The following is an 18898-nucleotide window of genomic DNA, read 5'->3' as shown; positions in this document are numbered from 1 at the left end:
CTGTCAGTTCGCGGGCTCGACACCCGGGAAGACCCAGCTTCCATCCAGCACTTCCGGCGCTGCACGATAGAGCCGCACGGTGTATTGCCACCCCTCGACAAGCGGCAGGCAATTCACGCGCCCGTCCTCGCAGCCGCCCAGATGCACGGTCATCGAGCCGTCCTCATTGTACGTCCCGCTGACGGAGTTGATGACATAGGCGTCCATCGCGTTCGGCGCGAAATAACGGTTTGCATCATAGAGGCTGACCGACCAGAAATCCTTGACGGGCACGTCGGCCGGCACTTCGATCTTGTATTTCCCGACCGGCAGGTTCGGCGAGATTCCGAGATAAAGTGCCTCATCCTCGGGCAACCCACCCCAGCCACCGGCCGTCCCAATGAAATGCCGCACTGGATCGACATCCTCCTTCTTGCCGAACATGTGGAAACTGTCCGGAAGGTAGGCGCCGACACCGACGGCGGCCCTTACGAGCCCTAAATAGCCCTCTTCATCATAGGGCGGGACGATGAAAGGTTTGGACGAGGCAGCGTCGATCGACATCTGGTCCTGGATTGCGTGCACGGCGGCCAGGTCCGCGGAATCGGTCGCATCCAGCAGGACGCGCAGATAGACGGCGACATATGGCGTGTCAAACGTGTCCATATCGAGTGTATAGGCGCCGCCACCGTGCAAGACCTTGTTCAGGTAGTGGTCCTGGTTGATGACCATCGCCGACATGTAGCGGTCGCCGACATCCGGAAGGGTGACCGTCGCGCCCTTGCTGATATTGATGATCGCGGCGCTATAGAGAGTGTCCCGGTTCGCGCTGATGGTGGTCTGAGCATGGACGGGCATCATTTCGCGGAAGTGGTAGAACTTGTTTACCCCTCCAGCGAGGGCAACATATTTGCCGAACTCGATATCTGTCGCGGCACGGATAAAGTTGTCTACCGTGACTGGGATTTCCCTGCTGTCGGCAAGTTGGTCCACTGTGGTGTCGAAGTTTTGGGCATGAGCGGGACCAGAGACGATCGCGGCCAGGAATGCAAGAAACAAAAATATGCGGTTTGCCAACTGTTTACCTTTCATGAGTCGCCCCTCAAGTCTTCGCTTTCCTGGCGTTTTATCATAGTGCGACCGGTCATTTTGTGACAAAGAGACGCTATGAGACAGAAGTTGGTCAACATCATCGAACTGGCGCACGTCGTGGACATTCTTGACAGCTTCGTCCCGAAACACGTCGTCGAGAGTGCGCTCCGAACGGCTGGTCTCGACCGTAAGATGCTGTCAGAAGGAACCGGGTTTGTTTCCTACGCTGCTGAGGCCGTCATTCTGGAGTCCGTCGCCCGCATGATAAGCGATCGCCATCTGGGTGCCAGGGTTGGCTGGGCCTTCGACTACTTGGCTTACGGAGCTTATGCGAACTACGTGCTGGGCGCACCGGATCTGCGATCTGCGCTTGACCGCGGGCGACGCGCGCTGTCGCTGACGCATCCTGGCTCTGAAATCGTGATCCGACAGACTGACACGCACGTTGTCGTCGGACGAGACTCGAAAGGCTTCTCGGTCGTCGGCCACCGACACCTCGACGAAGGGGCGCTGTTCGTTATTTCCAAGGTGGTCAGGCATTTCCTCGGCACGGACTGGCAGCCCGATTGGTTTGAACTTCCCGATGGCAATGGTGACGACAAGTCAAAGCTTGCAGATCTGTTCGGCGCACCTGTTAGGACGGGAGCCCAGTCACCGTCCGTCGCGCTTCGGCTTTGCGACCTTGACACGCGAAACCCGCACCCCTTGCAGTCTCGGAAGACTATTACATTGGGGGACCTGGGTGCGCTCATGGGGGTTGAGCCGGTTCAGTCCATTGAAGGCGCGGTTTTGCAAATCATGCGCGCTCATCTTCCGACAAGTGTGCTTTCCGAGAGCAAAGTTGCGGCCCATCTTGCGATCGGCCCCAGGTCACTTCAGAGGGCCCTTAGGGCGGAAGGGACGGCATACAGGACAATCCGCTCCATGCTCATCGAGGAGCAGGCGCGCGAAATGCTTCAGAAATCGGACATTCCGGTCGAACGGATCGCCGAAATGCTGGGATACAAAGAGCCGAGAAGCTTTCGCCGTGCGTTCAGGGAGTGGACCGGCTCTTCACCAAAGAGCTTCCGGGGAAACCGAAACACAAACACTTGAGTCGTTGCCGCTGATCACATTCGCATATACACGATGGATTTTCTGGAAACCCAAGGCGTCCTGAAGTCTGCCAAAAAATTTTGAATTCCCCAGACCTGCGCTTCGTCCGCTCTGCCGGCATTTGCCGTTCTTGAGAATGTGCGGCCGCAGCGAATGGCAGGTCCGGCGACGCCGCACTGCGGAGACTGCAAGCGGGGAGAAGGGCCGCAAAGGGCCGGATTTCCCACCGTGGGAGGCGAATGCAAAATGAAACGTCGCTGATGGCTGAGAACCATTCTAACTGCAAAGCGACCGGTCACTCGGCAGGCCATGTATCCACTACAGTGCGGTGTGCAGTCTGCTACCGAAATAGCGTTAAAACCGCCTTGGACGATCAAGCATTAGCTGGAGCACAAGCTGTTCCCTTCCTGTTCTATTGTTTATGTGCAACTTTTGGAGGGGTCGACTTGCTTCAACCGGCAAGCTTCCTCAGCAATCGGTACTGCCTTGATGCACGTAAGCTTTTGGACCTGCGGCCAGACCCTAGAATGTGGCAAACGGAGAACAACATGAGCGCTAACGCGGACAGCGATCTGAAGGGCAACCAAGACGTTGCAGATATTGAAGGTGACTATTCGGTCTATCCGCATATGGATGGAATCAAATGCTCGATGTCCTGGAAACTCGGAAGCTATGGGGAACGCGGCGCGCTTTCCGAGGACATGATCGAGAGCTTGAGCGAACAGTTTGACCTCCCGACAACGCTCGTGCGCGACCTATCCGTAATTCTCGGTGACTGCCTCAACAACGATGACGACATCGCGATCAATCTGACCGAGGTCAGTCGTTCACAGGCGATTGAACGAGGTCAAAAATACCTCAAAAAGCTATTGCGGGAAGCCAAGCGGGACGCCATTGGTCCCCAAGAACTCCGGAACGCATTGGGCACGCTTTCGACCTATTTCGCGTCGCTCCCGGAAGACGCAGAACTTTAGCCGCAATTCCTCCAAAAGCTTGAGACCGCAAAAACGCTTTCTCAGGACGTGGTGGATGACATTCGACGCATCATCGAGACACCCGGCGCGGTTGCAGAGATGTCGCCACGAGACAAGCGGTTCTCGCGCGACAAACGCCGTCAGTACATCGTCGAGAGTTGCTGCTATTTCTGGAAAGATGCCGGTCGCCCCCTGACCTACACGACATATTCAGACGGTCGCCCCGGAGGACAACGGCAAGGCCCGCTCGTAAACTTTATCCAGGCTGCCGTGAAGATTGTCCGTCATCGAATGATTTGGAACACGAGCGTTTGATTGGCTTAGGAGGATCAGGCTCGCCGCAGTTTCAATCTACGCCGCGTTCTGATGATGCAGCAAGCGGCGTTTCTGGATTGTCTGGTGTTTGATTTCCTTTCTGCGTCTGAGGATTGTTTCGGCTCGACCGAAATAGACATCGGCGGGTGTCAGATTGCTGATGCTCTCGTGGTATCGGTTGTGGTTGTAGTGATTGATGAAGTCGCCGATGGCCTGTTCGAGCGCTCCTGGCAGATAGTAGTTTTCCAGCAGGACACGGTTCTTCATCGTCTGATGCCATCGCTCAATCTTGCCCTGGGTCTGCGGATGGTTGGGCGCTCCCGAACATGATCCATACCCTGCTCATCCAGCCATTTCGCCAACTCGCCAGAGATGTAACTGCTGCCGTTGTCGCTGAGCAGCCGGGGCTTGTGGGCAACGGTGACACTGTCACAACCTGATGCAGCCAAAGCGTCTTCCAGCGTTCCTGTGACATCGTCAGCTTTCATCGTGGTGCAAAGGCGCCAAGAGACAACGTAACGGCTGTAATCATCCAGGATCGTAGACAGGTAGAACCAGCCCCAACCGATGACTTTGAGATAGGTGAAGTCGGTCTGCCAAAGCTGGTTCGGCCGCACAGTCTTCTCATGGAATTCATCCGCCGCTTTGATGGTGATGCAGGCTGGGCTAGTGATCAGATCTTGTGCCTTCAGAAGCCTGTAAACACTGGCCTCAGAAACGAAGTAGCGCCTGGTGTCGGTGAACCGCACCGCAAGCTCGCGGGGCGATAACTCGGGTTCTTCCAGAGCCAGTTCCACGATCTGCTTGCGCACCTTGTCGGGGATGCGGTTCCAAACCCTACCTGGCCGGGAATGGCGATCCTCAAGCCCGGCCTCGCCGAAAGACAGATACCTGTCGTACCAGCGGTAGAAGGTCGTTCTGGGAATGCCGAGCTTTTCCAGTGTGCGTTTGATCGGCAGGTGCGAACCGTCAACCAGCCGGATGATCTCAAGCTTTTCGGATGTTGCCCTCTCATCGCTGCAAGCAGCGACTGTTGGGTGACAGATATCTCATTCGTCGTCTCCCCATCCTCGAACATGCTTTTTGAGCAGCCGGTTCTCAAGGGTCAGGTCGGCGACTACCTCTTTCAGCGCCGACGATTCCGCTCTCAAATCCTTCACCTCAGAGCTGGTAGCCTGGCGTGCGGTATCGCCAGCCAACCGCTTCTTACCGGCCTCAAGGAACTCTTTCGACCAGCTGTAATACAGGCTCGTAGCTATTCCTTCACGGCGACACAGCTCCGCTATGCTGTCTTCACCACGAAGCCCATCCAACACAATACGGATCTTCTCCTCTGCCGAATGCTGGCGCCGTGTCTTCCTGCGGATGTCTTTGACAACTCTCTCTGCTGACGCTTTCTGTTTCCCGGATTTCATTCTCATCTCCACTCTCTGATGGTTACGATGAGCCTGAAATCCTCCGCTACGCAATCAACCTAGTCTGTTCCATGGGTGCTGATGGCGGACATTCTGATCGTGCGGTCTCCGGCGCCTCCATGTTGCGCCCCGGTCTACAAGAGCTGTTCCATGCCACTCAGGAAGGACGGGTTGATCTGATTTTGGCGGAAGCGCTGGACCGGTTGAACCGGGATCAGGCAGACATCGCCGCGAATTTCAAACGTCTGAACTTTGCAGGTGTTGGCATCGTGACACTGGCCGAAGGTGAGATCAGCGAACTGCGCGTAGGTCTCAAGGGCACCATGAACCAACTGTTCCTAAAAGACCTGGCCGACAAAACGCGGCGTGGCCTGCGCGGAAGGGTCGAGCTTGGGCGCTCCGGCGGCGGAAACAGCTACGGCTATGACGTCGTCCGGCGTCTTGGGTCCGATGGCCAACCCGTCACGGGAGAACGAATGATCAACGCGGCGGAAGCTGAGATTATCCGGCGGGTATTACATGACTTCACCGAAGGACTCTCCCCAAAAGCCATTGCGCGCCGCTTGAACGCCGAGGGTGTCCCCGGTCCCCGTGGCAAGTTATGGCGTGACACCGCCATTCGAGGGCACCGAGTGCGTGGGACGGGCCTTCTCAACAATGAGCTTTATATCGGCCGCCTGGTTTGGAACCGGCTGCGCTACATCAAGGACCCAAAGACCGGCAGACGTGTTTCCCGTCTCAACGATCCGTCCAAATGGATCATCGCGAAGGTCCCTGAGTTGCGGATCGTCGGGGATGAACTTTGGGAGGCGGTCAAGCAGCGGCAAGGCGAGATCGAGGCTGATCCCCGTGTCAAAGCCATCAAGGAAACCAAGTTTTGGGAGAAGCGTCGCAAGAAGCACCTTCTGACAGGTCTTGCATTCTGCGGCACCTGCGGAGGGCCACTCGCCACTGTCGGGCGCGACTACCTCGCCTGCTCTGCCGCTCGCAAACTCGGTACTTGTTCCCATAAGCAATCCATTCGCCGCAACGTTCTGGAAGACGCCGTTCTGGATTTGCTTCGTCGTCGCCTGATGCAGCCCGACGCAGTTGCCGCTTTTATCAAATCCTTCAGCGAGGCCGCCAACGCAGAAGCAGGCACAGTAGAGGAAGCCCGGACCCGTCTACAATCCGAGCGGGACAAAACCGTACGCAAATTGAATGGGTTCTATGATGCAATCGCGGAGGGCATTCGTACCCCCGGCCTTCAAACGCGGCTCGAAGAACTCGAAGCGCAGATCGCCAATCTGGATGCCAAGCTCTCCGGACCAAAGCCTTCACCGGTGCGACTGCACCCAAATCTGTCGGAACTTTATCGCTCCAAGGTCGCAGATCTGGCACAGGCGCTATCGGATCCGTCGATCCGCACCGGGGCCTTGGAGATTATCCGGGGCCTGATTGAACGTGTTACGATCAAACATGAACGGGATGGCGTCCAGATCGAACTGGAGGGTGTCCTGGCAGCGATGATTGGGTTGGCCCAGAATGAACAAAGCCGCCCTGAGGCGGCTTGTTCGAGACTCTGTTCGACCGAAGTGGTTGCGGGAGTAGGATTTGAACCTACGACCTTCAGGTTATGAGCCTGACGAGCTACCGGGCTGCTCCATCCCGCGTCAGAGTCAGATTTGTTTTCATCGTTTTAGAGAGATTTGGGGATTTTGCTAGGTTTGGCGGTGACCTACTCTCCCGGGGCTTAAGCCCAAGTACCATTGGCGCGGCAGTGCTTAACTTCCGGGTTCGGGATGGGACCGGGTGTTTCACTTGCGCTATGACCACCAAACCGAGGAAAATCCCCACGTCGCTGTTTTTGCGGAGCAAAAAAGCGACGGGCAGGAGGCAGCGTATTCGCGAAGCGGATGCGCGGTCCTGCACGGTTGTGTTAATCAGATCAACGTTGTCCAACTCAGGGTGTGTATGTCTTTGATTTGTCTTTCCATTACTGGATCAAATCAAGCCTATCGGGCGATTAGTACCGGTCAACTGAACGCATTACTGCGCTTACATCTCCGGCCTATTGACGTGGTGGTCTTCCACGGCCCTCAGGGAGACCTTGTTTTGAGGGGGGCTTCCCGCTTAGATGCCTTCAGCGGTTATCCTGTCCGATCATAGCTACCCAGCACTGCCGTTGGCACGACAACTGGTCCACCAGTGGATCGTTCACCCCGGTCCTCTCGTACTAGGGGCAACTCCTCTCAAGTCTCCTACACCCACGGCAGATAGGGACCGAACTGTCTCACGACGTTCTAAACCCAGCTCACGTACCTCTTTAAACGGCGAACAGCCGTACCCTTGGGACCTGCTCCAGCCCCAGGATGAGATGAGCCGACATCGAGGTGCCAAACACTGCCGTCGATATGGACTCTTGGGCAGTATCAGCCTGTTATCCCCGGCGTACCTTTTATCCGTTGAGCGATGGCCCTTCCACTCGGGACCACCGGATCACTATGGCCGTCTTTCGACTCTGCTCGACTTGTCAGTCTTGCAGTCAGGCTGGCTTCTGCCATTGCACTCAACGAGCGATTTCCGACCGCTCTGAGCCAACCTTCGCGCGCCTCCGTTACGCTTTAGGAGGCGACCGCCCCAGTCAAACTACCCGCCACGCAGGGTCCCGGATCCGGATAACGGACCGCGGTTAGACATCAAGAGTGCGAAGGGTGGTATCTCAAGGGAGGCTCCACGGATACTTGCGTTTCCGCTTCAAAGCCTACCACCTATCCTGCACATCACAATCCTGATGCCAGTGCGAAGCTGTAGTAAAGGTGCACGGGGTCTTTCCGTCTAACCGCGGGAAGCCTGCATCTTGACAGGCAATTCAATTTCGCTGAGTCGATGTTGGAGACAGCGGGGAAGTCGTTACGCCATTCGTGCAGGTCGGAACTTACCCGACAAGGAATTTCGCTACCTTAGGACCGTTATAGTTACGGCCGCCGTTTACCTGGGCTTCAATTCAAGGCTCTCACCTCTCCTTTTAACCTTCAGGCACCGGGCAGGCGTCAGACCCTATACGTCGTCTTGCGACTTCGCAGAGCCCTGTGTTTTTAATAAACAGTCGCCACCCCCTGGTTTGTGCCCCCAGCCCCTAGTTGCCTAGGAACCGGGCCTCCTTCTCGCGAACTTACGGAGGTATTTTGCCGAGTTCCTTCAACATCGTTCTCTCAAGCGCCTTGGTATGCTCTACCAGTCCACCTGTGTCGGTTTAGGGTACGGTCTGATGGAGGGCTATTTCCAGGAACCACTCAGCAGCCCAATCAATCCGATAAGATTGAACTACACCTGTGATCCGTCACATCCTCCTGGCCTAGGAATATTAACCTAGTTCCCATCGCCTACGCCTTTCGGCCTCGGCTTAGGGGCCGGCTTACCCTGCTCAGATTAGCTTTAAGCAGGAACCCTTGGACTTTCGGCGAGAGTGTCTCTCACACTCTTTGTCGCTACTCATGTCATCATTCTCACTAGTGATCTCTCCACCGGATCCCTCACAGGCCGGCTTCATCGAAAGAACTCGATCCGTCATTACATCCCGCTGCTGTTACACAACACAGATGCAAATACGGATGAGTTCTATGTCACACTACGCTCTGCTACCATGCCTTACGGCATCCTAAGCTTCGGCTCATGGCTTGAGCCCCGTTACATCTTCGCCGCAGGACAACTTATTTAGACCAGTGAGCTGTTACGCTATCTTTAAAGGATGGCTGCTTCTAAGCCAACCTCCTGGTTGTTTTGGTCGTCCCACCTGCTTTCCCACTTAGCCATGAATTGGGGGCCTTAGCTGTAGGTCAGGGTTGTTTCCCTCTCCACTACGGACGTTAGCATCCGCAGTGTGTCTGCCATCTAGTACTCCCGGGTATTCGGAGTTTGGTTAGGATCAGTAAGCCTGTGGGGCCCCATTACCCATCCAGTGCTCTACCCCGGGGTATTCGGATGACGCTCTACCTAAATAGATTTCGCAGAGAACCAGCTATCTCCGAGTTTGATTGGCCTTTCACCCCTAGGCACAGCTCATCCCGATCCTTTTCAACGGATGTGGGTTCGGTCCTCCAGTAAGTGTTACCTTACCTTCAACCTGGCCATGCCTAGATCACTCGGTTTCGGGTCTGATCCCACGAACTCATTCGCCCTATTAAGACTCGCTTTCGCTACGCCTACACCTAACGGCTTAAGCTTGCTCGTGAGACCAAGTCGATGACCCATTATACAAAAGGTACGCCGTCACCCCGCAAGGAGGCTCCGACTGATTGTAGGCGTTCGGTTTCAGGTACTGTTTCACTCCCCTCGTCGGGGTGCTTTTCACCTTTCCCTCACGGTACTGGTTCGCTATCGGTCAGCAAGGAGTACTTAGCCTTCGAAGGTGGTCCTCCGATCTTCAGACAGAATTTCACGTGTTCCGCCCTACTTAATACGTCCGATCATGCTTCATATACGGGACTGTCACCCTCTATGGTCCTGCTTCCCAACAGGTTCTATTCACACTCACGGCTCGGCTGGTCCCCGTTCGCTCGCCACTACTAGGGGAGTATCAATTGATTTCCTTTCCTCCGGGTACTTAGATGTTTCAGTTCCCCGGGTTTGCTCTTAAAACCCTATGTATTCAGGTCTTAAGTACCTGGTCATGCTCATTATTGATCAGCTGTGCCAACAATAACAAACATTCAGGTGGGTTGCCCCATTCAGAAATCCATGGATCAAAGCTTATTCTCAGCTCCCCATGGCTTATCGCAGAGTATCACGTCTTTCATCGCCTCTTGCTGCCAAGGCATTCACCAAACGCCCTTCTCGCGCTTGATTTGATCCAGAAAAAAGAAAGACATAACATGTTGCGCTACCGCCTGTTCGGCTACTTGAGCGCGTGAAGCCTTTCGGCCTTTCGGCCTGCAGGCTTCGACTATGTCGATCGTGATCACCCAGCTGGTAACTAAAGGCGATCGTTCTTCTGAACCAAAACATACATTTCCCGCCCCGCCACTTGGACGAGGACAATTGAGCAACCCCATATGGTCTCCCAGCCGTGCAGCTGATCAACGCAGGTCGCTCGGGTTAGTATATTTGACTTGGACAACTCTGTTCTTTCAGTCGCGATACACGAGACAGGGCCGGCTAGACCAAACCGTGCCGTCCATCAGATGATGGAAACGACCGAGATCAGCGCCACACTCGGCGCGATCAAACAGTGTTGATTGATTTCTCTATACGATGTAAAGACGAACAGCTCACGCTGTTCTGCCGTCCAATCGGACGGTTAAGAACCCGAAGGTGCTTAACGATCTGATCGAAAGGAAAGTGGTGGGTCGAGGAGGACTTGAACCTCCGACCTCACGCTTATCAGGCGTGCGCTCTAACCACCTGAGCTACCGACCCACTTTGTTCGGGGCCGACTGCAGGTCGCTCTCATTGCTTTTGTCACCAAAAGCAACTGCCGCGACAACGCCCTTTGCTTTGCAAAGGCTTGGTGGAGCCTAGGAGGATCGAACTCCTGACCTCCTGAATGCAAATCAGGCGCTCTCCCAGCTGAGCTAAGGCCCCTTGCCGGACCTCGCGCCTATCCGCAAGATCCTGATTTCCTGAAGAGATATGAGGACGGCTCGGTCCATTACAGTGCGCTACCGCCTTGCGGCTACTTGAGCGCCTGCTGAGTTTGACCAACTTTGTTTGTTGATCTTCTGCTAAGTGTATCACGAGATTTGAGATCAATTAAGATCAGGCAAATCTAACCAGATACATCCTTAGAAAGGAGGTGATCCAGCCGCAGGTTCCCCTACGGCTACCTTGTTACGACTTCACCCCAGTCGCTGATCCTACCGTGGTCCGCTGCCTCCAAAAGGTTAGCGCACGGCCGTCGGGTAGAACCAACTCCCATGGTGTGACGGGCGGTGTGTACAAGGCCGGGAACGTATTCACCGCGTCATGCTGTTACGCGATTACTAGCGATTCCGACTTCATGGGGTCGAGTTGCAGACCCCAATCCGAACTGAGATAGCTTTTGGGATTAACCCATTGTCACTACCATTGTAGCACGTGTAGCCCAACCCGTAAGGGCCATGAGGACTTGACGTCATCCACACCTTCCTCCCGCTTATCACGGGCAGTTTCCATAGAGTGCCCAGCCGAACTGCTGGCAACTAGGGATGTGGGTTGCGCTCGTTGCCGGACTTAACCGAACATCTCACGACACGAGCTGACGACAGCCATGCAGCACCTGTCACCAGGTCACCGAAGTGAAAGACCCATCTCTGGGCCGGTCCTGGATGTCAAGGGTTGGTAAGGTTCTGCGCGTTGCTTCGAATTAAACCACATGCTCCACCGCTTGTGCGGGCCCCCGTCAATTCCTTTGAGTTTTAATCTTGCGACCGTACTCCCCAGGCGGAATGCTTAATCCGTTAGGTGTGTCACCGAATAGTATACTATCCGACGACTGGCATTCATCGTTTACGGTGTGGACTACCAGGGTATCTAATCCTGTTTGCTCCCCACACTTTCGCACCTCAGCGTCAGTATCGAGCCAGTGAGCCGCCTTCGCCACTGGTGTTCCTCCGAATATCTACGAATTTCACCTCTACACTCGGAATTCCACTCACCTCTCTCGAACTCTAGACCGATAGTTTTGGAGGCCGTTCCGGGGTTGAGCCCCGGGATTTCACCCCCAACTTTCCGATCCGCCTACGTGCGCTTTACGCCCAGTAATTCCGAACAACGCTAACCCCCTCCGTATTACCGCGGCTGCTGGCACGGAGTTAGCCGGGGTTTCTTTACCTGCTACCGTCATTATCTTCACAGGCGAAAGAGCTTTACGACCCTAAGGCCTTCATCACTCACGCGGCATGGCTGGATCAGGGTTGCCCCCATTGTCCAAGATTCCCCACTGCTGCCTCCCGTAGGAGTCTGGGCCGTGTCTCAGTCCCAGTGTTGCTGATCATCCTCTAAAACCAGCTATAGATCGTAGGCTTGGTAGGCCATTACCCCACCAACTACCTAATCTAACGCGGGCTAATCCTTTGGCGATAAATCTTTCCCCCGAAGGGCTCATACGGTATTACTCTCCGTTTCCAGAGGCTATTCCGTACCAAAGGGCATATTCCCACGCGTTACTAACCCGTCCGCCGCTCACCCCGAAAGGCGCGCTCGACTTGCATGTGTTAGGCCTGCCGCCAGCGTTCGTTCTGAGCCAGGATCAAACTCTCAAGTTGAAAAGCAGTTACCTGCTTATCCTTGACGTTCGAACCTCTGCACATCTTTGGTTGTGCTACCGCCTATTCGGCTACTTGAGCACGTATAAGCGACACCCTCAGCCGGCTAGCCGAGAGTACAACCAAAAGTCATCTGTTTGTTGTGCTTCAGGTCTCCTAAGAAACCGAAAGCCGTACAAACAGTGAAGCTGACACTCCATCATCGGCATTCCGAAAAATACCTAAGAGCGCGATATACAGACATCCAATCCGTCGAAACGAACCAAACCGCCCACATATCTCTTCAGTTATCCATCAATGTCAAAGAACAAAACACCCAGAGCCAAAAACCAGACCGTAACGCCAATCCCTTAGCGCAACCGCCTAAACCTCAACCTCAGATGCCCACCGTCTCTCCGGCGCGTCTCAACCGTCTTTCCAGTCCGTCAGGCCAACCTCAGTTGCGCCGGTGAAGGGGGTTCTAAGTATTACTCTCAAAACCCGCAAGCGGAAAATGCACGAAAACAAAAGAAAATGCCGATTTCAAAAATAATTATTTATTTTCAACGCGTTAACTATTCACGATCAGGCGGAAGCGCGCCGGAATCGTCGGAAACACAGATGGGGTTCCGCACTTTATCGCCTTGTTTACAATGTTACTCACAGACTCGCTTCCGAGTCAGGCAGAATCTGCTGTGTTGGACTGGAGTGACGGGCTTGGAATCGGCAACCTAAGGGCAAGAAGAATGACGATAGCTGCCAAATAGATCAGCGGCTCGATCTGAAACCCTTTTGCCAGCATCACATAATGCAGGCCGCCCAGCAAAGCGGCCGGGTACACCAGCCAATGCAGCCTGCGCCAACGCGGCCCCAGTCGGCGCACCGACCAGTTGTTGGATGTTGCCGTCAGAGGCAACAGCAAAAGAAACGCCCCCATTCCAACGGTAATATAAGGACGCTTGAGGATATCCGCCCAAATCTGGCTGGGAAGCTGAACGTCCAGAACCAGCCAGACAAGGAGATGCAGGCTGACATATACAAAAGTCAGCACCCCAATGGCCCGACGGAACTTCATCAGGTTCAAGCCCACAAATCGGCGCAAGGATGTGATGGCCAGCCCGGCAATCAGCAACTGTAAAGCCAGTTCGCCATAGCGGTGTTCCAGCGCCTCAATCGGTTCGATTCCCAAACCGCCAGTCAGGCCAAGATAGAACAGCCAGGGCGCGGGCAGCGCGCCCATCAGATAAACGGCCCATACCGGAATACGCCGGAGTGTCTGATTGATGGCCTGCATGATTCTAGTAATTCCTGGCCAGATCCATACCTTCATAAAGGCTGGCGACCTCTTCTTCATAACCGTTGAACATCAGCGTCGGTTTGCGCGAGGCAAACAGGCCGCCGCCGATTTCACGTTCGGAGGCTTGCGACCAGCGCGGATGATCCACGTTCGGGTTTACATTACTATAAAACCCGTATTCTCGCGAATTGGCCATATTCCAACTGGTGGGCGGCTCTTCTTCAGTAAGCGTGATCCGGACAATCGACTTGATCGATTTGAACCCGTATTTCCACGGTACGACCAGACGCAAAGGCGCGCCGTTCTGATTTGGAATCGGCTTGTCATAGATACCAGTGGCCATGATCGTCAGCGGATGCATCGCCTCGTCCAGGCGCAAACCCTCGCGATAGGGCCATTCCAGAATGGGATAGCGCGTTCCCGGCATCTCATCCGGGCGGTGGGCCGTTTCGAACGCTACGTATTTCGCGCCGTCTTTCACCCCCGCCATTTTCAGAAGATCGGCCAGTTCGAACCCGTTCCATGGTACGACCATCGACCAGGCTTCAACGCAACGGAAGCGATAGATGCGTTCTTCGATCGTCATCTCGGACAGGATGTCCTTGAAATCATACTCACCAGGACGATCGACCAGACCGTCAATCTTTACGCTCCAGGGTTCGGTCACCAGCGTATGCGCATGTTTCGCCGGGTCATCTTTTCCGGTCCCGAACTCATAATAATTGTTGTAACTCGTGATCTCATCCCAGGTGTTCGGCTCCAGCGCATCCTGCGCCGCAGCTGGTTGGCCCATTGCCGCCACACCAACACCCGCCATCCCGGCCATGACCTGCCGACGGTTCAGGAAGGACGCCCGTGGGGTGACGTCGGCATGTGTTAATGTATTGGTCCAGCGATGCGCCATCTAGGTCTCCGTCGTATTTGTTTGTCATTACAGACTTAGGGTGCTGATAGCACAGACCCATGGAAACAGGCGTCACGTTTGAGCGACGTGATTGTAACGTTCCGAGTGGCGACAGGCCCAGACAGGCGGATTGTGCCGCGCTCTGCCCGCTTTCAGCGGTTGTCACGACCTGAGCCAACTCTCAGTGCTCGAACATTTCGTTGGGGATATACGATTCACTCAGAGCTGGCTCTGAACGGAGGGCAACAGCCGGGTTGTCTGCCTGCAGTCTTTACAACTGCGGGTCCAAAACTGCACTCTGTCAGACAGGCACCATACGCGATCAACAGTGTGGCGGGCCTGTTTTTGCAGCCGCGTGGCCGCAATGGGAGGACGAAAAATGTGTGATATCTGTGTAATGAACGCCGTAAAAGACAGGATGCTGTCCCGGCGCGGGTTCTTCAAAGCCGCGGCGGCATCGGGTGTTGCGGCTGCCGCAACCGGGGCTATGGCACCGGCCGCACTGGCCGCGGGGCATGGCGGTGTCCAAGACATGACCCACACGCTCAGCCCGGAGTTCCCGACCTGGGGCGGAGAGCCGGGTATCTCGGCCGAACAGGCATTCAATTTCGCGGAGCACGGATTCAATCTGTTCAATTTGTCAATCAATGAGCATACGGGCACGCATATAGATGCCCCGCTGCACTTTTCTGCGGATGGGGCTTCGGTCGATGAAATCCCGGTTTCAGATCTGGTCGCACCACTTTGCGTGGTCGATATCGCTGCCCGCGCAGCAGAAGACGCCGATACGCGTTTAACCCCTGATGACCTGAAAGCCTGGATAGCCACCAATGGCGATATACCAGACGGCGCTTGTGTCGCCATGCACTCTGGGTGGGCTGGCAAAACGGCAACGGACGCGTTCCGCAATTTCGACGGTGAAGCGCAGCATTACCCGGGCTTTCACGTTGAAGCTGCGCAGATGCTGATGGAGGAAACCGGAGCCCGGTCTATTGCCGTTGACACCTTGTCACTGGATCACGGCATGTCTGCGGATTTCGCCACCCATTATGCCTGGTTGCCATCCGGCCGGTTCGGGATCGAATGCCTGGCCAATCTGGATCAGGTACCCGCGTCAGGCGCAACACTTGTTATTGGCGCACCGAAACACGCAGGCGGCACCGGAGGTCCGGCGCGGATATTTGCGCTGATCTGACTTAACTGACGTACGGCGAAACTGGCCCGCTTTCTTCAGTGGGTCAGTTTCCATCTGCCCATTCCATGAGGGTAGGCACTGAGAGCAAGCCAATGGGCAAGACCAAGTCTGACACCACACGGCGCTATGATACCGCTGCACCAAAATGGCGGGATAAGATGCGTGCCCTTGGTTATTACGATGCGTATCTTGGTTTTCTGTCAGCAAGTCAGCGCGCGACAGAGCAAAACAGTCGGGTTGTTGATATCGGTGCCGGGACGGCCTCGTTTGCAGAAGCCTGGGTTGCTACTCATGGATCATCTGCCGAAGTAACCCTTCTCGAACCTAGTCAAGCCATGTTGAAACACGGTCAAAGCGCGTTACAGGCGCGGGGTATCGAGCCAAGACTTGTGCAGGGCATGTTAGGCTCTGTCGTTCTGGAACCCGCTGATGTGGCACTGGCTGCGCATGTCATCGAACACTGCCCCGATCCGTTGCGCGCACTTGAGCAGATTCACGATTTGATGCACCCTGATGGTCGATTGTATCTGGTGGTGTCCAAGCCGCATTGGTGCAATGCGATTATCTGGCTGCAATGGCGACATCGCACATTCGCCAGAGAAGAGATTCTGGGACTACTGGACAAAGCTGGATTCGAATGTGAAGGCGAGCACTCATTTCCCGCAGGCCCACCGTCCCGGACAAGCCAGGGAATTTTAGCGCGTCGAAGAGCGTAGATTCAGACGAAGAAGACCCGCCAATGCGGCGGGTCTTCCGTTCGTTCCTAAATCAATGCACCACTGCATCATCGGGGCGGGGCCGTTCCGACGTCCCCAACCGGTCACCGATGATCAGACCATCAGTTCCGGCAGTGACCGGAACGACCTCACCATCCTTGATCTCACCGGCCAGCAGCGCTTCGGCCAGCGGGTTCTGCAGGGCGCGTTGAATCACGCGTTTCAGCGGGCGGGCACCGAAGACAGGGTCATAGCCTTCATTGGCCAGCCATTCCTTGGCGCCATCGTCCAGGGCCAGTTCGATTTTGCGGGCCGCCAGGCGTTTTTGCAGACGCGCCATCTGGATATCGACGATGCCATCCATATCGGCCCGCTTGAGGCGGTCAAAGATGATCGTTTCGTCCAGACGGTTCAGGAACTCGGGCCGGAAATGTGCCCGCACCGCATCCATCACGTCACGGCGGGCCTGCCCGCTGTCCGCGCCTTCGGGCAATTGGCTGAGCGCCTGAGAGCCTAGGTTCGACGTCAGAATGATCAGCGTCTGCTTGAAGTCCACGGTGCGGCCCTGACCATCGGTCAGCACACCGTCATCCAGAACCTGCAACAGCACGTTGAACACGTCCGGGTGTGCCTTTTCAACCTCGTCAAACAGCACGACCTGATAAGGCCTGCGCCGCACGGCTTCGGTCAGCACACCACCTTCGTCGTAACCGACATAGCCCGGAGGAGCCCCGATCAAACGAGCAACAGCGTGTTTCTCCATGAACTCAGACATATCGATACGCACCATGGCGTTATCGTCGTCGAACAGGAAATTCGCCACGGCCTTGGTCAGCTCGGTCTTACCCACGCCGGTTGGTCCAAGGAACAGGAACGATCCCAGCGGACGGCCTTCGTCATTCAGACCCGCACGTGCACGGCGCACGGCGTTGGCGACAGCAGTCACCGCTGCATCCTGACCGATCACGCGGGAATGCAGAGCGTCTTCCATCCGCAGCAGCTTCTCGCGCTCACCTTCCAGCATTTTCGAGGTCGGGATACCGGTCCAACGCTCGACCACCGAAGCGATCTGTTCCGGGCGCACCGTTTCCTCAGCCATCATGGCGTTGCTTTCGGCGTTTTCGGCCTCGGTCAGCTTTTTCTCAAGTTCGGGGATGACGCCGTAAGACAGCTCACCTGCCTTCGCCAGATTGCCTTCACGCTTGGCGATCTCCAGATCAGCCCGCGCTTTGTCGAGCTGTTCCTTCAGGTCACGGGCACCCGCCAGTTTATCGCGTTCGGCCTGCCACTGAGCGGTCATCTCGGCGGATCGTTCCTGCAAATCGGCCAGGTCCTTTTGCAAGGTTTCCAGACGGTCCTTCGAGGCCGCGTCATCTTCAAGCTTCAGCGCCTCTTCCTCGATCTGCATCTGCAGGATGTTCCGGTCGAGTTGATCGAGTTCCTCGGGCTTGCTGTCGACCTCCATCCGCAGACGCGATGCCGCCTCGTCGACAAGGTCGATGGCTTTGTCGGGCAGAAAGCGGTCAGTGATATAGCGGTGCGATAGGGTCGCCGCTGAAACAAGCGCTGAATCCGAGATACGCACACCGTGGTGCAGTTCGTACTTTTCCTTGATGCCGCGCAGGATGCTGATCGTATCTTCGACCGTCGGCTCCTGTACCATTACAGGCTGGAACCGGCGCGCAAGGGCAGCGTCTTTTTCCACGTATTTGCGGTACTCGTCCAGCGTGGTCGCACCAATACAATGCAACTCGCCCCGGGCAAGCGCAGGCTTGATCAGGTTGGCCGCATCCATTGCACCATCAGACTTCCCGGCACCGACCAACGTGTGCATCTCGTCGATGAACAGGATGATTTCACCCGCAGCTTCAGTCACTTCGGTCAGAACGGCCTTGAGGCGTTCTTCGAACTCACCACGGTATTTCGCACCAGCAATCAACGCGCCCATGTCGAGCGCCAGCAGCTTCTTGTCCTTCAGCGATTCCGGCACATCGCCGTTAACGATGCGCAGGGCCATGCCCTCGGCAATCGCGGTCTTACCGACGCCGGGTTCACCGATCAGAACCGGGTTGTTCTTGGTGCGACGCGACAGAACCTGCATCGAGCGGCGGATTTCTTCATCCCGACCGATGATCGGATCAATTTTGCCTTCGGCCGCAGCCTCGGTCAGGTCACGTGCGTATTTCTTGAGCGCGTCATAACCTTCTTCCGCCGACGCGCTGTCAGCGGTGCGACCCTTGCGAATGTCGTTGATCGCCTCATTCAGCTTTTGCGCTGATACGGCTCCGGCGTCCAATGCATCCTTGGCCTTGGACTTCACCATGCACAGCGCCATCAACACGCGTTCGACCGGCACGAAACTGTCGCCCGCCTTTGATGCCAACTTTGCAGCCTCGTCCAGTACTTTGGCGGTCTGGCCGTCCATGTAGATCTGGCTCGCGTCGCCGCTGACCTTGGGGATTTTCCCCATCGCGGTGTCCAGCGCTTCAACCACGCGGTTCGGGGCCCCACCCGCGCGCGTGATCAGGTTGCTGGCCAACCCCTGATCGTCATCCATCAGTGCTTTGAGTATATGCGTAGGCTCCAGCCTCTGGTGCCCCTCGCGCAGCGCAATGGTTTGCGCTGCCTGCACGAATCCCCGTGCCCGCTCGGTGAACTTGTTCAAGTCCATGATATTCTCCTTTTCCAAGCGCCCCGTTTTGACATGCCCGCCT

General features: G+C 55.9%; 10 protein-coding genes, 3 tRNA genes, 3 rRNA genes and 1 pseudogene. 6 read left to right on the top strand and 11 right to left on the bottom strand.

The window, feature by feature from the left end; genetic code table 11:
* Positions 1-3: 3 nt before the first annotated feature.
* Positions 4-1071: a DUF1214 domain-containing protein gene (locus tag ACR3E2_RS14645; protein ID WP_480484744.1), complete on the bottom strand. Its 1068-nt coding sequence runs from the start codon at positions 1069-1071 to the stop codon at positions 4-6.
* A gap of 87 nt (positions 1072-1158) precedes the next feature.
* Here ACR3E2_RS14645 and ACR3E2_RS14640 point away from each other — a divergent pair, with 87 nt between their 5' ends.
* From ACR3E2_RS14640 to ACR3E2_RS14630, 3 genes are all read left to right on the top strand, one after another.
* The gene (locus ACR3E2_RS14640) at positions 1159-2166 is read left to right on the top strand and encodes a helix-turn-helix transcriptional regulator (protein WP_480484745.1); all 1008 of its coding nucleotides are present in this window, start codon (positions 1159-1161) and stop codon (positions 2164-2166) included.
* Positions 2167-2714: 548 nt separating this feature from the next.
* Positions 2715-3140, top strand: coding sequence for a hypothetical protein (locus tag ACR3E2_RS14635; RefSeq protein WP_480484746.1), 426 nt, complete (start codon positions 2715-2717; stop codon positions 3138-3140).
* 51 nt (positions 3141-3191) lie between these two features.
* Positions 3192-3455 carry a hypothetical protein gene (locus tag ACR3E2_RS14630; RefSeq protein WP_480484747.1) on the top strand — a complete coding sequence of 88 codons (264 nt, stop codon included), beginning with the start codon at positions 3192-3194 and terminating at the stop codon, positions 3453-3455.
* A gap of 36 nt (positions 3456-3491) precedes the next feature.
* On the opposite strand, the pseudogene ACR3E2_RS14625 reads toward ACR3E2_RS14630, so the two are convergent.
* Positions 3492-4876: pseudogene (locus ACR3E2_RS14625) on the bottom strand (IS3 family transposase).
* 65 nt (positions 4877-4941) lie between these two features.
* On the opposite strand from ACR3E2_RS14625, the gene ACR3E2_RS14620 reads away from it, so the two are divergent.
* Complete coding sequence (locus ACR3E2_RS14620) at positions 4942-6489, top strand: recombinase family protein (RefSeq protein ID WP_480492813.1); 1548 nt, start codon at positions 4942-4944, stop codon at positions 6487-6489.
* On the opposite strand, the gene ACR3E2_RS14615 is transcribed toward ACR3E2_RS14620, so the two are convergent.
* The 8 genes from ACR3E2_RS14615 to msrP all read right to left on the bottom strand — a co-directional run bounded on the left by ACR3E2_RS14615 (position 6446) and on the right by msrP (position 14273).
* A tRNA-Met gene (locus tag ACR3E2_RS14615) sits at positions 6446-6522 on the bottom strand. The genes ACR3E2_RS14620 and ACR3E2_RS14615 overlap by 44 nt on opposite strands.
* A 52-nt stretch (positions 6523-6574) precedes the next feature.
* A 5S ribosomal RNA gene (gene rrf, locus ACR3E2_RS14610) occupies positions 6575-6689 on the bottom strand.
* 165 nt (positions 6690-6854) lie between these two features.
* Positions 6855-9697 (bottom strand): 23S ribosomal RNA (locus ACR3E2_RS14605).
* 493 nt (positions 9698-10190) lie between these two features.
* A tRNA-Ile gene (locus ACR3E2_RS14600) sits at positions 10191-10267 on the bottom strand.
* Between the two features lie 89 nt (positions 10268-10356).
* Positions 10357-10432: transfer RNA gene (locus ACR3E2_RS14595), tRNA-Ala, on the bottom strand.
* 204 nt (positions 10433-10636) lie between these two features.
* Positions 10637-12093 (bottom strand): 16S ribosomal RNA (locus ACR3E2_RS14590).
* The 16S, 23S and 5S rRNA genes sit together here with 3 tRNA genes alongside, the layout of an rRNA operon.
* 658 nt (positions 12094-12751) lie before the next feature.
* Positions 12752-13366 carry a protein-methionine-sulfoxide reductase heme-binding subunit MsrQ gene (gene msrQ, locus ACR3E2_RS14585; RefSeq protein ID WP_480483962.1) on the bottom strand — a complete coding sequence of 205 codons (615 nt, stop codon included), beginning with the start codon at positions 13364-13366 and terminating at the stop codon, positions 12752-12754.
* 4 nt (positions 13367-13370) lie between these two features.
* Positions 13371-14273, bottom strand: a complete 903-nt coding sequence (gene msrP / locus ACR3E2_RS14580) for a protein-methionine-sulfoxide reductase catalytic subunit MsrP (protein WP_480483961.1) — start codon at positions 14271-14273, stop codon at positions 13371-13373.
* A gap of 379 nt (positions 14274-14652) precedes the next feature.
* Here msrP and ACR3E2_RS14575 point away from each other — a divergent pair, with 379 nt between their 5' ends.
* Positions 14653-15468, top strand: a complete 816-nt coding sequence (locus tag ACR3E2_RS14575) for a cyclase family protein (protein WP_480483960.1) — start codon at positions 14653-14655, stop codon at positions 15466-15468.
* A gap of 92 nt (positions 15469-15560) precedes the next feature.
* Positions 15561-16184 (top strand): class I SAM-dependent methyltransferase, encoded by a 624-nt coding sequence (locus tag ACR3E2_RS14570; RefSeq protein ID WP_480483959.1) that lies wholly within the window; start codon positions 15561-15563, stop codon positions 16182-16184.
* 52 nt (positions 16185-16236) lie between these two features.
* Here ACR3E2_RS14570 and clpB read toward each other — a convergent pair whose 3' ends face one another.
* Positions 16237-18855, bottom strand: a complete 2619-nt coding sequence (clpB, locus tag ACR3E2_RS14565; RefSeq protein ID WP_480483958.1) for an ATP-dependent chaperone ClpB — start codon at positions 18853-18855, stop codon at positions 16237-16239.
* Positions 18856-18898: the final 43 nt, after the last annotated feature.

This window comes from Ruegeria sp. AL7, assembly GCF_056536105.1.
Note: the sequence above shows the minus strand (reverse complement) of the source record. Positions and strands in the feature narration are given on the sequence as shown.

Coding starts and splice junctions, on each gene's coding strand:
- ACR3E2_RS14645 (WP_480484744.1), bottom strand. CDS start 1,071: ATGAAAGGTAAACAGTTGGCAAACCGCATATTTTTGTTTCTTGCATTC.
- ACR3E2_RS14635 (WP_480484746.1), top strand. CDS start 2,715: ATGAGCGCTAACGCGGACAGCGATCTGAAGGGCAACCAAGACGTTGCA.
- ACR3E2_RS14620 (WP_480492813.1), top strand. CDS start 4,942: ATGGGTGCTGATGGCGGACATTCTGATCGTGCGGTCTCCGGCGCCTCC.
- msrQ (WP_480483962.1), bottom strand. CDS start 13,366: ATGCAGGCCATCAATCAGACACTCCGGCGTATTCCGGTATGGGCCGTT.
- msrP (WP_480483961.1), bottom strand. CDS start 14,273: ATGGCGCATCGCTGGACCAATACATTAACACATGCCGACGTCACCCCA.
- ACR3E2_RS14575 (WP_480483960.1), top strand. CDS start 14,653: ATGTGTGATATCTGTGTAATGAACGCCGTAAAAGACAGGATGCTGTCC.
- ACR3E2_RS14570 (WP_480483959.1), top strand. CDS start 15,561: ATGGGCAAGACCAAGTCTGACACCACACGGCGCTATGATACCGCTGCA.
- clpB (WP_480483958.1), bottom strand. CDS start 18,855: ATGGACTTGAACAAGTTCACCGAGCGGGCACGGGGATTCGTGCAGGCA.